This is a genomic window from Citrobacter sp. Igbk 16, from assembly GCF_028069755.1.
Taxonomy (GTDB): Bacteria; Pseudomonadota; Gammaproteobacteria; order Enterobacterales; family Enterobacteriaceae; genus Citrobacter.
The window spans coordinates 33,683-47,486 of sequence record NZ_JANEWJ010000010.1 but is presented as its reverse complement, the minus strand read 5'-3'; the positions used below and the strand labels follow the sequence as shown (position 1 = coordinate 47,486).

The following is a 13,804-nucleotide window of genomic DNA, read 5'->3' as shown; positions in this document are numbered from 1 at the left end:
TCCTTTCAGGCTGAGGTAATCAGCCAGCAATTGTGGATCTGACGGTTACGGGCAAAGTCCTGGGAAAGCGTTTTTTGGGTAATTTCTTGTGCTTTCAATCCCAGTTCAGCCAGACCGTCGAGATCCATACGGAATCCACGTTTGTTGTTGGAGAACATAATCGTGCCGTCTTTGCGTAGCAGACGTTTCAGATCTTTCATTAGCGCCAGATGATCGCGCTGCACATCAAACGAGTCTTCCATACGCTTAGAGTTTGAGAACGTCGGCGGATCAATGAAGATCAGATCAAACTGTTCATTGGCATCACGCAGCCAGCCCAAGCAATCAGCCTGAATTAAGCGGTGCGCACGTCCGCTTAGCCCGTTCAGTCGCAGGTTACGCTCTGCCCATTCCAGATAGGTACGCGACATATCTACCGTTGTAGTGCTGCGCGCGCCACCCAATCCGGCATGTACACTCGCGCTACCGGTATAGGAGAACAGGTTAAGGAAGTCTTTCCCTTCGCTCATCTGCCCCAACATGCGGCGTGCAATACGGTGATCAAGGAACAGGCCAGTATCCAGATAATCGGTCAGGTTGACCCACAGGCGTGCGTTATACTCGCTCACCTCAATGAACTCTCCCTTCTCGTTCATCTTCTGGTATTGGTTCTTCCCTTTCTGACGCTCACGGGTTTTCAGCACCAGTTTGTTCGGCGCAATATCCAGTACCGACAGCGTTGCAGCAATAATATCGAACAGGCGCTGACGTGCTTTATGCGCATCAACCGTCTTCGGCGGCGCATATTCCTGAACCACAACCCAGTCGCCATAGCGGTCAACCGCAACGTTATATTCCGGCAGATCAGCATCGTACAGGCGATAGCATTCAATCCCTTCCTGACGAGCCCATTTTTCCAACTTCTTAATATTCTTACGCAGGCGGTTGGCATAATCTTCCGCCACTGTTGCAGGTTTACTGTCAGCGGTCGTTTCTGCAACGTGATAGTTTTTCTGTACACAGTCCAGCGGGCCATTTTTCGCTTTAAACTGTTTGTCCGCGCGCAATTGCAGACTGCTGAGCAAATCGGGTGATGCACTGAACAGCGACAGATTCCAGCCGCCAAACTGGTTTTTCATCGTGCGTCCCAGCAGGCTGTGCAGAGCAATCAATGCCGGTTCACTGTCCAGACGCTCGCCGTAGGGTGGGTTGCTGATAACAGTACCGTAAGGTCCTTTCGGCAACGGGTTGCTCAGTTTGGCGACATCTTTGACTTCAAACGTCATCAGATCGGCAATACCGGCACGGCGGGCGTTACTGCGCGCTTTTTCAATCACGCGGGCATCGCTATCTGATCCATAGAAGTGCGAGGTATAGTCCGCCAACCCTTTGCGCGCACGCACCTGTGCTTCAGCTTTCACTTCTTGCCAGACGGTTTCATCATGCTGAGCCCAGCCACTGAACCCCCAGTACCCACGGTGCAGACCAGGCGCGCGATCGGTTGCCCACATTGCGGCTTCAATCAGCAACGTACCGGAACCACACATCGGATCGAGCAGCGGCGTACCCGGCTGCCAGCCTGAACGCATCACAATGGCGGCCGCCAGCGTCTCTTTAATCGGTGCCTGACCCGCACGATCACGATAACCACGCTGATGCAGGCCGTCTCCGCTCAGATCGAGCGCGATGCTGGCAGTATCTTTGTTCAGCCAAACGTTAATGCGCAGATCGGGTGATTCACGATCTACGTTCGGACGCGGCAGGTTTTTACGAGTAAAGGCATCGACAATCGCATCCTTTACTTTCAGTGCACCGTACTGGCTATTACGAATCGTCTCGTTCAGCCCGCTAAAATGCACGGCAAAGGTGGCACCAGGATTAAATATCTCTGTCCAGTCGATTGCCTGAACACCGAGGTACAGATCAAGATCGCTATAGACCTTGCACTCTCCCATCGGCAGGATAATGCGCGAGGCCAGGCGGCTCCACATCAGGCTCTGGTAAACAAGCCGCGTGTCGCCCTTAAAATGGACCCCACCCTGAACGACCTGACACTCCAATGCGCCGAGGTTTTCCAGTTCAGTTTTTAACAGCTCTTCCAGCCCGCGGGCCGTACTGGCAAACAGAGAATTCATAATGTCACTTTTACTCCGAGAAAATTGCTGCGCATTATAGCTAATATGGGCTGTATGTCATAAAGTTGAAGGCTTATTTTCATTCGAGGGGCTGTACAGTGGTCACGTTAACCCGACTTTTTATCCATCCGGTTAAATCAATGCGCGGCATTGGGCTAACGCACGCCCTGGCAGATATCAGCGGCCTTGCCTTTGATCGCATATTTATGATCACTGAACCTGACGGAACGTTCATCACCGCCCGACAGTTCCCGCAAATGGTCCGTTTTACCCCGTCGCCATTCCATGACGGCCTACATCTTACCGCGCCAGACGGCAGCAGTGCGTTAGTGCGCTTTGCCGACTTCTCCACGCAGGATGCACCTACAGAAGTGTGGGGAAACCATTTTACCGCACGGGTCGCACCAGCGGATATCAATCGCTGGATCAGTGGTTTCTTTTCCCGTGATGTGCAGTTACGTTGGGTTGGCCCACAACTGACGCGTCGGGTAAAGCGGCACGATGGCGTACCGTTATCTTTTGCCGATGGTTTTCCCTATCTCCTGACAAACGAGGCCTCTCTGCGCGATCTGCAGCAGCGCTGCCCGGCCAGCATCAAAATGGAACAGTTTCGCCCCAACCTGGTGGTTGTAGGTGCTAGCGCCTGGGAAGAAGATACCTGGAAAGTGATACGCATCGGCGACGTTATCTTTGACGTGGCTAAACCCTGTAGTCGCTGTATTTTCACTACCGTCAGCCCAGAGAAAGGTCAGAAACATCCATCCGGAGAGCCACTGGCAACGCTGCAAACCTTTCGTACAGCGCCAGACAACGGTGATGTCGATTTCGGCCAGAATCTCATCGCCCGTAATAGCGGCGTAATTCGTGTGGGTGATGAAGTAGAAATACTGGCAACCGGACCCGCCCGGCTGTACGGCGCGGCGGAATCTGATGATACCGCTTTGCAACAACAACCCGATGCAACAGTGATGATTGACTGGCAAGGTCAAACGTTTCGCGGAAATAATCAGCAGGTATTGCTGGAACAACTTGAAAACCAGGGGATCCGTGTTCCCTACTCGTGTCGTGCGGGAATTTGTGGATGCTGCCGGATTCGGCTGGTAGAAGGCGAAGTCAACCCACTGAAAAAATCAGCGATTGGCGATGACGGAACGATTCTTTGCTGCAGTTGTGTACCCAAAACGGCAATCAGGCTGGAAAGTTAGACCGCCTGCTCAAGGCTGAAACTGTCGACAATTGCCTGCGGTTTCAGTCTGTCATTCATGATTTTAATCGCATCGCCAAGTTGCATGGTGCGACCGGCAATGACCACGCCCGGCTGTGCAAGCAAACACAGTGCGGCATTTTCACCCGGCTCTACCACTAACAGATTTACCTGTTCTTCAGTATCGCTCAAATAAACACAGGCAGCGTCACCGACCACTGGCGACCAGTTCACGCCGTGCGCAACAAAGTGCCAGCTTTTTGGCATTTGCGGTTTAAGATACCGAATCGCCACCAGCGCATTTAGCACCAGTTCCGCTTTTTGTTCTTTAGCTAAATCCAGGTAACGGCATTTTTCTTCGAAGGAGAAATAAAGCGCAGCGTCATCGACACAAAAACCAGACGGAGAAAATGCATCAGGCGTGAGCATTTTGCGCGCAAAACGCGAGCGGAATAACATGCCGTTGGCTAAATCGAGCATCATTCGATCGTGCTCTTCATCATAATACCAGCGCCAGTTATCGTCGGGTTTAATTCGCATCAGTTTCTCTCCTTTCCTTAATCATCGCCATTACGACACAATCCTTTTGCCGCTTCGTTTATTGCCCTAATAATAAAAGCTCAGAATGTTTAAATAAGCAACAGTAAAGGAATATAAAACAACCAGGGCTAGAAATAAAGCCCTGGTTGTCGGATTAAGGCATAGATCAGATATTGCTGACGATTTCTTTAATCAACGGCGGACCTTTAAAAATAAATCCCGAATAAATCTGTACCAGTGAAGCACCGGCAGCCATTTTTTCCCGTGCGGCAATCACCGAGTCGATCCCGCCAACACCAATAATCGGCAACTGCCCTTTTAATTCCTGAGACAACTGACGAATAATTTCTGTACTTTTTAATTGCAATGGTCGACCGCTCAGGCCACCCATTTGATCGCAATTTTTCATTCCCTGAACGAGAGAACGATCGAGAGTGGTGTTGGTTGCAATTACACCATCAATATTATGACGAACTAAACTGTCAGCAACCTGGATCAGTTCTTCCACAGAAAGATCCGGCGCGATCTTTACCGCCACCGGCACATATTTATGGTGGATCGCCTGGAGATCGTTTTGCTTATTTTTAATAGCCGTCAGCAGATCATCCAGCGCCTCGCCGTATTGTAGCGTACGCAGCCCCGGAGTATTTGGTGAAGAGATATTAATCGCAATATAACCGGCATAAGCATAGACTTTTTCCATACAAATCAGATAGTCATCTTTGCCATTCTCTACCGGGGTATCTTTATTCTTACCAATATTAATCCCCAGGATACCGTCAAAATGCGATTTTTTGACGTTCTCCACCAGGTTATCAACGCCCAGGTTATTAAACCCCATACGGTTGATCAAACCTTCTGCATCGACCAGACGGAACAGACGCGGTTTATCGTTACCCGGCTGCGGACGCGGCGTCACAGTACCGATTTCAATTGAGCCGAATCCCATCGCCCCAAGTGCATCAATGCACTCCCCGTCTTTATCCAGTCCGGCAGCAAGACCGAGCGGGTTTTTAAACGTCAGCCCCATACAGGTAACCGGTTTTGCGGGTACTTTCTGCCGGACAAGCGCTTCAAGCGGCGTGCCGGTAATGCGACGTAATTGCTGGAATGTCAATTCATGAGCGCGCTCAGGATCGAGCTGAAAAAGGGCTTTACGAACGAAGGGGTAGTACATGAACTCTCCTGGATTCCCGGTGTGCAAACCGGGGGCGTATTATGTGCGATCGCGAGCAAAAAGGGAATTGACCTGCGGCAATAAATAGCAATCGTTTTCCTGCTTCTGCCGTTTTATTCATTTTTCAACTTTTCTATCCCGTATAAATCATTTCGATAAACAAAATCTCTCTGCCAGACTGCACAAATTGTTATCAATGTTAAATAAAAGCGAACAATTGGTTATAAGGGGAGATTGGAATTATGCGCGTCATTACTCTGGCGGGAAGCCCACGCTTCCCCTCTCGCTCCAGCGCGTTACTGGAATACGCCCGAGAAAAACTGAACGGTCAGGATGTCGAAGTCTGTCACTGGAATCTGCACAACTTTGCCCCAGAAGACCTGATTTATGCGCGCTTCGACAGCCCGGCGCTGAAAACCTTAGTCGAACAACTGCACGACGCCGACGGATTGATTGTGGCAACACCGGTCTACAAAGCAGCTTACTCCGGTGCGTTGAAAACGTTGCTCGATCTGCTTCCTGAACGCGCACTGGAAGGCAAAGTGGTTTTGCCGCTGGCAACAGGCGGTACCGTTGCGCATTTATTGGCCGTTGATTATGCGCTTAAGCCGGTGCTGAGCGCGTTAAAAGCCCAGGAAATCCTGCACGGTGTTTTTGCTGATGATTCACAGGTGATTGATTATCAGCATAAACCGCAGTTTACGCCCAACCTGCAACTGCGTCTGGATAATGCGCTCGACACCTTCTGGCTGGCGTTGCATCGTCGTGATGTCCAACTTCCTCAATTGAATGCTCTGCGAGGTGCCGCCCATGCTTAATCTGCTCAAGCGTCACACGCCGTGGTTGGCGTTGACCGGATTGCTGTCACTTTCAACGCTCGTCCATGCCGCAGAGTCTGCACCAGACGCGCTGCGCATAGGTTACCAGAAAGGAAGCGTCAGTATGGTGCTGGCAAAAAGCCATCAGTTACTGGAGAAACGCTACCCACAGACCAAAATCTCGTGGATTGAGTTTCCGGCAGGGCCGCAAATGCTGGAAGCACTCAATATTGGCAGTATCGATCTCGGCAGTACCGGTGACATTCCACCGATTTTCGCCCAGGCCGCCGGAGCCGATCTGGTTTACGTTGGCGTCGAGCCGCCCAAACCAAAAGCCGAAGTGATTCTGGTGCCCAAAAACAGCCCGATCCAGAGCGTTGCGCAGCTCAAAGGGCATAAAGTCGCCTTCCAGAAAGGTTCCAGCGCCCACAATTTACTGCTGCGAGCCTTACAACAGGCCGGGCTGAAATTTACCGATATTCAACCAACATATCTGACACCCGCAGATGCCAGAGCAGCCTTCCAGCAAGGTAACGTTGATGCGTGGGCTATCTGGGATCCTTACTATTCCGCCGCGTTGCTGCAGGGTGATGTGCGCGTGCTGAAAGACGGCTCAGACCTCAAACAGACCGGTTCGTTTTATCTCGCCGCACGTCCTTATGCCGAGAAAAATGGCGCGTTTGTTCTTGGCGTGCTGGATACCTTTAGCCAGGCCGATGCGTTAACCCTCAGCCAGCGCCAGCAAAGTATTACCCTGCTGGCCAAAACCATGGGGCTGCCAGAGCCGGTGATTGCGTCTTATCTGGATCACCGCCCGCCAACGACCATCTCGCCCGTCAGCGCCTCTGTTGCCACCCTGCAACAACAAACCGCCGATCTGTTTTATGACAACCGGTTGCTGCCGAAAAAAATCGATATTCGCCAGCGTATCTGGCAACCCACTCAGCAGACAGGAGCAAAATTATGAGTCTGAACATGTTCTGGTTTTTACCTACCCACGGCGACGGTCATTATCTGGGAACGGAAGAAGGCTCGCGTCCGGTCGATCACGGCTATCTGCAGCAAATCGCACAGGCCGCCGATCGTCTGGGTTTTACCGGCGTTTTGATCCCAACCGGTCGCTCCTGTGAAGATGCCTGGCTGGTAGCCGCCTCCATGATCCCTGTTACTCAGCGGCTCAAGTTTTTGGTCGCGCTGCGTCCAAGCGTAACCTCGCCAACGGTTGCCGCACGCCAGGCTGCAACGCTCGACAGACTCTCTAACGGCCGGGCGCTGTTTAACCTGGTGACCGGCAGCGATCCGCAGGAGCTGGCTGGCGACGGCGTGTTTCTTGATCACACCGAGCGCTATGAAGCTTCTGCTGAATTCACCCAGATCTGGCGTCGGCTGTTACAGGGGGAAACGGTGGATTTCAACGGCAAACATATGCACGTCCGCGGCGCGAAGCTGTTTTTTCCTCCCGTACAACAACCCTGGCCGCCACTTTATTTCGGCGGTTCTTCCGATGTCGCGCAAGACCTGGCTGCCGAGCAGGTTGATCTCTATCTGACCTGGGGCGAACCGCCTGAACAGGTGAAAGAGAAGATTGAGCAAGTGCGAGCCAAAGCGGCAGCGCTTGGACGCAAGATCCGCTTTGGTATTCGTTTGCATGTGATCGTGCGGGAGACGACGGATGAGGCGTGGCAGGCAGCGGAACGTCTGATAGCCCATCTGGATGACGACACGATTGCCAAAGCCCAGGCCGCCTTCTCAAGAACGGATTCGGTTGGCCAACAGCGGATGGCCGCGCTGCACAACGGTAAACGCGACAAACTGGAAATAAGCCCGAACCTGTGGGCAGGCGTTGGGCTGGTGCGTGGCGGCGCCGGAACCGCGCTGGTCGGCGACGGCCCTACTGTCGCAGCGCGCATAAACGAGTACGCCGCGCTGGGTATCGACAGCTTTGTGCTGTCGGGGTATCCGCATCTGGAAGAGGCGTACAAAGTTGGCGAGCTACTGTTCCCGCATCTGGATGTATCGATACCTGAAATTCCACAGCCACAGCGCCTGCACCAACAAGGCGAAGCGGTAGCTAACGAATTTATTCCCCGTAAGGTCGCGCAAAGCTGAGGAGCACGCTGATGACAACACCGAAAAACAGGTGGTTATTGCGCCTCGCACCCTGGTTTTTACCGGTAGGTCTGGTGGCGTTCTGGCAGATAGCTTCGTCAATGGGCTGGCTATCCACCCGCATCCTGCCCTCCCCGGAGGGCGTTGTCGAAGCCTTCTGGACGCTTTCCGCCAGCGGCGAGCTTTGGCAGCATCTGGCGATCAGCTCCTGGCGCGCACTGGTCGGATTCTCCATTGGTGGATCGATTGGCCTGACGCTGGGACTGATTAGCGGTCTTTCACGCTGGGGAGAACGCCTGCTGGATACGTCGGTGCAGATGCTGCGTAACGTTCCCCATCTGGCGCTGATCCCGCTGGTGATTTTATGGTTCGGCATTGATGAATCTGCCAAGATTTTTCTCGTCGCCCTGGGCACGCTGTTCCCGATCTACATCAACACCTGGCACGGGATCCGCAATATCGATCGCGGCCTGGTGGAGATGGCACGCAGCTATGGATTGTCCGGCTTTTCACTGTTTATCCATGTGATCCTCCCCGGCGCCCTGCCCTCGATTATGGTTGGCGTACGCTTCGCCCTTGGGCTGATGTGGCTGACGCTTATCGTTGCGGAAACCATTTCAGCCAATGCCGGTATTGGCTATCTGGCGATGAATGCCCGCGAATTTCTGCAAACCGATGTGGTCGTGGTGGCCATTATTCTCTACGCCCTGCTCGGCAAACTTGCCGACGTCAGCGCCCAATTGCTGGAGCGGGTCTGGCTGCGCTGGAACCCGGCTTACCATGTGAAGGAGGCTACCGTATGAATACCGCTCGCTTGAACCAGGGTACCCCGCTTTTACTGAGCGCCGTGACAAAAAAATACGCCGCCAATACGGTGCTGAATCAATTGGATCTGCATATTCCGGCGGGGCAATTTGTCGCCGTGGTGGGCCGCAGCGGCGGAGGTAAAAGCACGTTACTGCGTCTGTTGGCAGGACTGGAGTCTCCCACCTCAGGCGCATTACTTGCCGGAACCACCCCGTTGGCAGAGATTCAGGATGATACGCGCATGATGTTTCAGGATGCGCGTCTGCTGCCATGGAAAACGGTTATTGATAACGTTGGTCTGGGGCTGAAAGGCCAATGGCGCGATGCGGCCCGTGATGCGCTGGCCGCTGTTGGCCTGGAAAACCGGGCGGAGGAATGGCCTGCCGCTCTTTCCGGCGGGCAAAAACAGCGAGTGGCCCTCGCACGGGCATTAATTCACCGCCCTGGCCTGCTTCTACTGGATGAACCGCTCGGCGCGCTGGATGCGTTAACCCGTCTTGAGATGCAGGATCTGATTGTCTCTTTATGGCAAGAGCACGACTTTACCGTACTGCTGGTCACCCATGACGTTAGTGAAGCGGTGGCAATGGCCGATCGCGTTTTGCTGATTGAGGACGGAAAAATCGGGCTGGATTTAACGGTGGATATTGCACGACCACGTCGGATTGGTTCGGCGCGTCTGGCAGAACTGGAGGCAGAAGTGTTGAATCGGGTGATGCAGCGTGGCGAGGCAGAACAGTCAATCCGACTGCATGGATAAACATTCAGGACGTTGTAGGCCCGGTAAGTATGAGCGCCACCGGGCATTTTGCCGGATAACGGCGTTACCGCCTTATCCGGCCTACAACACTACAGGTCAACGTCTCAGGCTAACGCTTTGGTAATTTTCTCGAACAGATCGCCGGAGAGATTTTCCAGACCTTTCAGCTGTTCCAACGCTGCCCGCATCTTCGCCTGACGTTTTGCATCATAGCGTTTTAGGCGAATCAGCGGCTCAATCAAACGAGATGCCACCTGAGGATTTCGGCTGTTCAGTTCGGTCAACATGTCGACCAGGAACTGATAGCCGCTACCATCTTCCGCATGGAATGCCGCCGGGTTACTGCCCGCAAAGGCACCAATCAGAGAACGAATACGGTTCGGGTTGCTCATACTGAAGGAGCGATGCTTCAACAGGCCACGTACCGTCTCCAGCACGTTATCTGCCGGGCTGGTAGATTGCAGGATAAACCATTTATCCATCACCAGACCGTCATGATGCCATTTGTCGTCGTATTCCTGCATCAGCGCGTCACGACACGGCAACTGTGCTGCGACCGCCGCAGACAGCGCTGCCAGCGCATCAGTCATGTTATTCGCTTCACGGTATTGCTTGCTCACCAGGGCGTCTGCCAGTTGGGTTTCCCCAAAAGCCAGGAAGCGCAGGCAGGCATTGCGCAGCGTACGTTTGCCAATATCGGCATGCTCAACGCGATACTCATCGAGATGATTGGCGTTATAAATAGCCAGGAATTCATCTGCCAGTTCAGCAGCCAGCGTGCGGGTTAACGCTTCACGTACCTCAGCGATCGCCACCGGATCGATAATCTCAAACAGCTCAGCTATCTCGTTGACGGAAGGCAGCGTCAGGATCTCTGCCGCCAGTGCCGGATCGATTTTCTCATCGAGCAGAATCGCACGGAATGCGTCAGCAACGTGTACCGGCAGTGACAGCGGCTGCCCCTGCTGATGTCGGGCAACATTCAGCTTAATATAGGTCGCCAACAGGCTCTGAGCCGCATCCCAACGAGAGAAATCATTGCGGGCATGACGCATCAGGAAGGTCAGTTGCTGGTCGCTCCATTTATATTCCAGTTTCACCGGCGCTGAGAACTCACACAGCAGTGCCGGAACCGGCTGGAAATAAACGTTATCGAAAACAAACGTCTGCTCTGCCTGGGTCACGTTGAGTACGGAATTCACCGGGTGACCGCCTTTTTGTAGCGGGATCACTTTGCCTTCGTTGTCATACAACTCAAGGGCAAAAGGAATATGCAAGGGCTGCTTTTCAGCCTGATCCGGCGTGGCTGGCGTACGCTGGCTGATAGTCAGCGTATATTGTTCCGTTGTCGGATTATAGTCATCACGCACAGTCAGTATCGGCGTACCGGACTGGCTGTACCAGCGGCGGAAATGTGAAAGGTCAACGTTCGACGCATCTTCCATCGCCTGCACAAAATCATCACAGGTCGCGGCGCTACCATCATGACGTTCAAAGTAAAGCTGCATTCCCTTCTGGAAATTCGCTTCCCCCAGTAAGGTATGGATCATACGAATCACTTCAGCGCCCTTTTCGTACACGGTCAGGGTGTAGAAGTTGTTCATTTCAATGACCATATCCGGGCGAATTGGGTGCGCCATCGGGCTGGCGTCTTCAGCAAACTGCATGCCGCGCATGGTACGCACGTTGCTAATACGGTTTACCGCGCGAGAGCCAAGATCAGAGCTAAATTCCTGATCACGGAATACGGTTAACCCTTCTTTCAGGCTTAACTGGAACCAGTCACGACAAGTGACGCGGTTGCCGGTCCAGTTATGAAAATATTCGTGACCGATAACGCGCTCAATATCGAGATAGTCTTTGTCGGTGGCAGTATCGGTACGCGCCAGCACGTATTTGGAGTTAAAGATGTTCAGACCTTTATTCTCCATCGCCCCCATATTAAAGAAGTCCACGGCGACGATCATGTAGATATCGAGGTCATACTCCAGACCAAAACGCTCTTCATCCCATTTCATGGAATTTTTCAGCGACGTCATCGCCCATGGCGCACGGTCCAGGTTGCCGCGGTCTACATATAATTCCAGCGCAACTTCACGCCCGGAGCGGGTCGTAAAGGTATCGCTCAGCACGTCGAAATCACCGGCGACCAGCGCGAACAGATAGCACGGTTTCGGGAATGGATCCTGCCACTGCACCCAGTGGCGACCATTTTCCAGTTCGCCCTGTGCAACACGGTTACCGTTGGAGAGCAGGAATGGATACCGGGTTTTATCGGCAATAATTTTGGTGGTAAAACGCGCCAGCACGTCCGGCCTGTCGAGATACCAGGTAATATGGCGAAACCCTTCCGCTTCGCACTGCGTACAGAGCGCATCGCCGGACTGATACAGCCCTTCCAGTGCGGTGTTAGCTGCTGGGCTGATTTCATTAACGATACGCAGCGTAAAACGTTCCGGCAGGTGGCTGATGACCAGAGCACCCTCTTCTTCTTTATACTCTGCCCACGGTTCATCGTTCACGTGGATTGACACCAGGGTCAGATCTTCACCATTCAGGCGAAGGGGAGCATCAGACGCACCATGACGGACAGCCTGGCTCACTGCGGTGACCACGGTTTTTTCAGCATCCAGGTCAAAGGTCAAGTCAATATCAGTAATCTGGTAATCCGGTGCACGATAGTCGTGACGGTATTTGGCTTGTGGCTGTTGTGTCATAAAAAACCTTTAGCATCTTTTGTAGAGTCTCGGCTTCAGTCTATTCCTGTTGCGTAAATCGCGCTACGCAGAATGTTCATCTTTTCAGGCACAAACACCCTTTTTGCTACATTTTAATAACACGCGGCACGAAATGCACTCGACCAGAAAGACAGCTTATGGTGTGATCGGGGTTCAATAAATCGCTAAACAGGGTATACTCCAGCGGTTTTCTTAGTTGTTTATTGTACTAAACGCTCCCGCGAGAGGATGCTACTGCGCACCTATGACACAATTCGCTTCTCCTGTTCTGCACTCGCTGCTGGATACAGACGCTTATAAGTTGCATATGCAGCAAGCCGTTTTTCACCACTACTATGATGTACAAGTAGCGGCTGAATTTCGTTGCCGTGGCGATGACCTGCTCGGTATTTATGCCGACACTATTCGTGAGCAGGTTAACGCTATGCAGCACCTGCGACTTCAGGAGGACGAGTACCAGTGGCTCTCCGGCCTGCCTTTCTTTAAAGCTGATTACCTCACCTGGTTACGTGATTTCCGCTACAACCCGGAACAGGTGCACGTCACCAATGATAACGGTAAGCTGAACATCCGCTTAACCGGCCCATGGCGTGAAGTCATCATGTGGGAAGTCCCGCTGCTGGCGGTAATTAGCGAACTGGTGCACCGTTACCGTTCGCCAGAATCTGGCGTGCCGCAGGCACTGGCTGAGCTGGAAAACAAGTTAGCAGAATTCACTACATTAACGAAAGATGTCGACATGTCCCGCTTCCATCTGATGGATTTCGGCACGCGTCGTCGTTTTTCACGCGAAGTGCAGCAAGCTATTGTTCAGCGTCTGCAGCAGGAACCGTGGTTTGTTGGCACCAGCAACTACGATCTTGCCCGTCGTCTGTCATTAACGCCGATGGGAACCCAGGCGCATGAATGGTTCCAGGCACACCAGCAAATCAGCCCTGAGCTTGCGACCAGTCAGCGCGTTGCCCTGGCCGCCTGGCTGAACGAATATCCCGACCAGCTCGGCATCGCCCTGACCGATTGCATTACTATGGACGCGTTTTTGCGCGACTTTGGCGTTGAGTTTGCAACCCGCTATCAGGGTTTGCGCCACGACTCTGGCGATCCGGTTGAATGGGGTGAGAAAGCCATTGCCCATTATGAAAAACTGGGTATTGACCCGCAAAGCAAAACGCTGGTGTTCTCAGATAACCTCGATCTGAATAAAGCGATTGAACTCTATCGCCACTTCTCTTCTCGCGTGCAGCTGAGCTTTGGTATCGGGACACGCCTGACGTGTAATATCCCCCAAGTGAAGCCGCTGAATATCGTTATCAAGCTGGTCGAATGTAACGGTAAGCCGGTAGCCAAGTTGTCAGATAGTCCAGGCAAAACCATTTGCCACGATAAAGCATTTGTTCGTGCGCTGCGTAAAGCCTTCGATCTTCCGCATATTAAAAAAGCCAGCTAGCCTTCCCAGGGAGCCACTTTGGCTCCCTTTTCACGTTTATTTCCGAAATCTTTCACTCCAGCTACGAATTCTGCTTGTCTGATTGCAGAT

The 13,804-nt window shown here is 52.8% G+C and carries 11 protein-coding genes; 7 read left to right on the top strand and 4 right to left on the bottom strand.

What is annotated here, in order from left to right; genetic code table 11:
* Positions 1-5: 5 nt before the first annotated feature.
* Entirely contained in the window at positions 6-2,114 is a 2,109-nt protein-coding gene (rlmKL, locus tag NNO03_RS08965; protein ID WP_271449331.1) for a bifunctional 23S rRNA (guanine(2069)-N(7))-methyltransferase RlmK/23S rRNA (guanine(2445)-N(2))-methyltransferase RlmL, read from the bottom strand.
* Positions 2,115-2,212: 98 nt separating this feature from the next.
* On the opposite strand from rlmKL, the gene NNO03_RS08960 reads away from it, so the two are divergent.
* The gene (locus tag NNO03_RS08960; protein WP_271449330.1) at positions 2,213-3,319 is read left to right on the top strand and encodes a YcbX family protein; all 1,107 of its coding nucleotides are present in this window, start codon (positions 2,213-2,215) and stop codon (positions 3,317-3,319) included.
* On the opposite strand, the gene zapC is transcribed toward NNO03_RS08960, so the two are convergent.
* Both zapC and pyrD read right to left on the bottom strand, forming a co-directional pair.
* Complete coding sequence (gene zapC / locus NNO03_RS08955) at positions 3,316-3,858, bottom strand: cell division protein ZapC (protein WP_137382843.1); 543 nt, start codon at positions 3,856-3,858, stop codon at positions 3,316-3,318. The genes NNO03_RS08960 and zapC overlap by 4 nt on opposite strands.
* A 166-nt stretch (positions 3,859-4,024) precedes the next feature.
* On the bottom strand, positions 4,025-5,035 hold the full coding sequence (pyrD, locus tag NNO03_RS08950; RefSeq protein WP_101742829.1) for a quinone-dependent dihydroorotate dehydrogenase: 1,011 nt from the start codon (positions 5,033-5,035) through the stop codon (positions 4,025-4,027).
* Between the two features lie 242 nt (positions 5,036-5,277).
* Between pyrD and ssuE the strand changes: the two genes are divergently transcribed.
* From ssuE to ssuB, 5 genes are read left to right on the top strand one after another with little or no spacing between them, the layout of a single operon-like run.
* Complete coding sequence (gene ssuE / locus NNO03_RS08945) at positions 5,278-5,853, top strand: NADPH-dependent FMN reductase (protein ID WP_271449329.1); 576 nt, start codon at positions 5,278-5,280, stop codon at positions 5,851-5,853.
* Positions 5,846-6,820, top strand: a complete 975-nt coding sequence (locus tag NNO03_RS08940; protein ID WP_271449328.1) for a sulfonate ABC transporter substrate-binding protein — start codon at positions 5,846-5,848, stop codon at positions 6,818-6,820. The genes ssuE and NNO03_RS08940 overlap by 8 nt, the downstream gene beginning before the upstream one ends.
* Positions 6,817-7,962: an FMNH2-dependent alkanesulfonate monooxygenase gene (gene ssuD, locus NNO03_RS08935; RefSeq protein WP_271449327.1), complete on the top strand. Its 1,146-nt coding sequence runs from the start codon at positions 6,817-6,819 to the stop codon at positions 7,960-7,962. The genes NNO03_RS08940 and ssuD overlap by 4 nt, the downstream gene beginning before the upstream one ends.
* A gap of 11 nt (positions 7,963-7,973) precedes the next feature.
* Positions 7,974-8,765 carry an aliphatic sulfonate ABC transporter permease SsuC gene (gene ssuC / locus NNO03_RS08930; protein WP_271449326.1) on the top strand — a complete coding sequence of 264 codons (792 nt, stop codon included), beginning with the start codon at positions 7,974-7,976 and terminating at the stop codon, positions 8,763-8,765.
* Complete coding sequence (gene ssuB, locus NNO03_RS08925) at positions 8,762-9,529, top strand: aliphatic sulfonates ABC transporter ATP-binding protein (RefSeq protein WP_271449325.1); 768 nt, start codon at positions 8,762-8,764, stop codon at positions 9,527-9,529. The genes ssuC and ssuB overlap by 4 nt, the downstream gene beginning before the upstream one ends.
* Positions 9,530-9,633: 104 nt before the next feature.
* Here the strand turns inward: ssuB and pepN are convergent, their stop codons facing one another.
* Positions 9,634-12,246: an aminopeptidase N gene (pepN, locus tag NNO03_RS08920; protein WP_271449324.1), complete on the bottom strand. Its 2,613-nt coding sequence runs from the start codon at positions 12,244-12,246 to the stop codon at positions 9,634-9,636.
* 265 nt (positions 12,247-12,511) lie between these two features.
* On the opposite strand from pepN, the gene pncB reads away from it, so the two are divergent.
* Complete coding sequence (gene pncB, locus NNO03_RS08915; protein WP_271449323.1) at positions 12,512-13,714, top strand: nicotinate phosphoribosyltransferase; 1,203 nt, start codon at positions 12,512-12,514, stop codon at positions 13,712-13,714.
* The last annotated feature ends 90 nt before the right edge of the window (positions 13,715-13,804 follow it).

What these genes read in the sequence shown, in the direction of transcription:
- rlmKL (WP_271449331.1), bottom strand. Translation starts at nt 2,114, where the DNA reads ATGAATTCTCTGTTTGCCAGTACGGCCCGCGGGCTGGAAGAGCTGTTA.
- ssuC (WP_271449326.1), top strand. Translation starts at nt 7,974, where the DNA reads ATGACAACACCGAAAAACAGGTGGTTATTGCGCCTCGCACCCTGGTTT.
- zapC (WP_137382843.1), bottom strand. Translation starts at nt 3,858, where the DNA reads ATGCGAATTAAACCCGACGATAACTGGCGCTGGTATTATGATGAAGAG.
- NNO03_RS08940 (WP_271449328.1), top strand. Translation starts at nt 5,846, where the DNA reads ATGCTTAATCTGCTCAAGCGTCACACGCCGTGGTTGGCGTTGACCGGA.
- pepN (WP_271449324.1), bottom strand. Translation starts at nt 12,246, where the DNA reads ATGACACAACAGCCACAAGCCAAATACCGTCACGACTATCGTGCACCG.
- pyrD (WP_101742829.1), bottom strand. Translation starts at nt 5,035, where the DNA reads ATGTACTACCCCTTCGTTCGTAAAGCCCTTTTTCAGCTCGATCCTGAG.
- pncB (WP_271449323.1), top strand. Translation starts at nt 12,512, where the DNA reads ATGACACAATTCGCTTCTCCTGTTCTGCACTCGCTGCTGGATACAGAC.
- ssuD (WP_271449327.1), top strand. Translation starts at nt 6,817, where the DNA reads ATGAGTCTGAACATGTTCTGGTTTTTACCTACCCACGGCGACGGTCAT.
- ssuB (WP_271449325.1), top strand. Translation starts at nt 8,762, where the DNA reads ATGAATACCGCTCGCTTGAACCAGGGTACCCCGCTTTTACTGAGCGCC.
- ssuE (WP_271449329.1), top strand. Translation starts at nt 5,278, where the DNA reads ATGCGCGTCATTACTCTGGCGGGAAGCCCACGCTTCCCCTCTCGCTCC.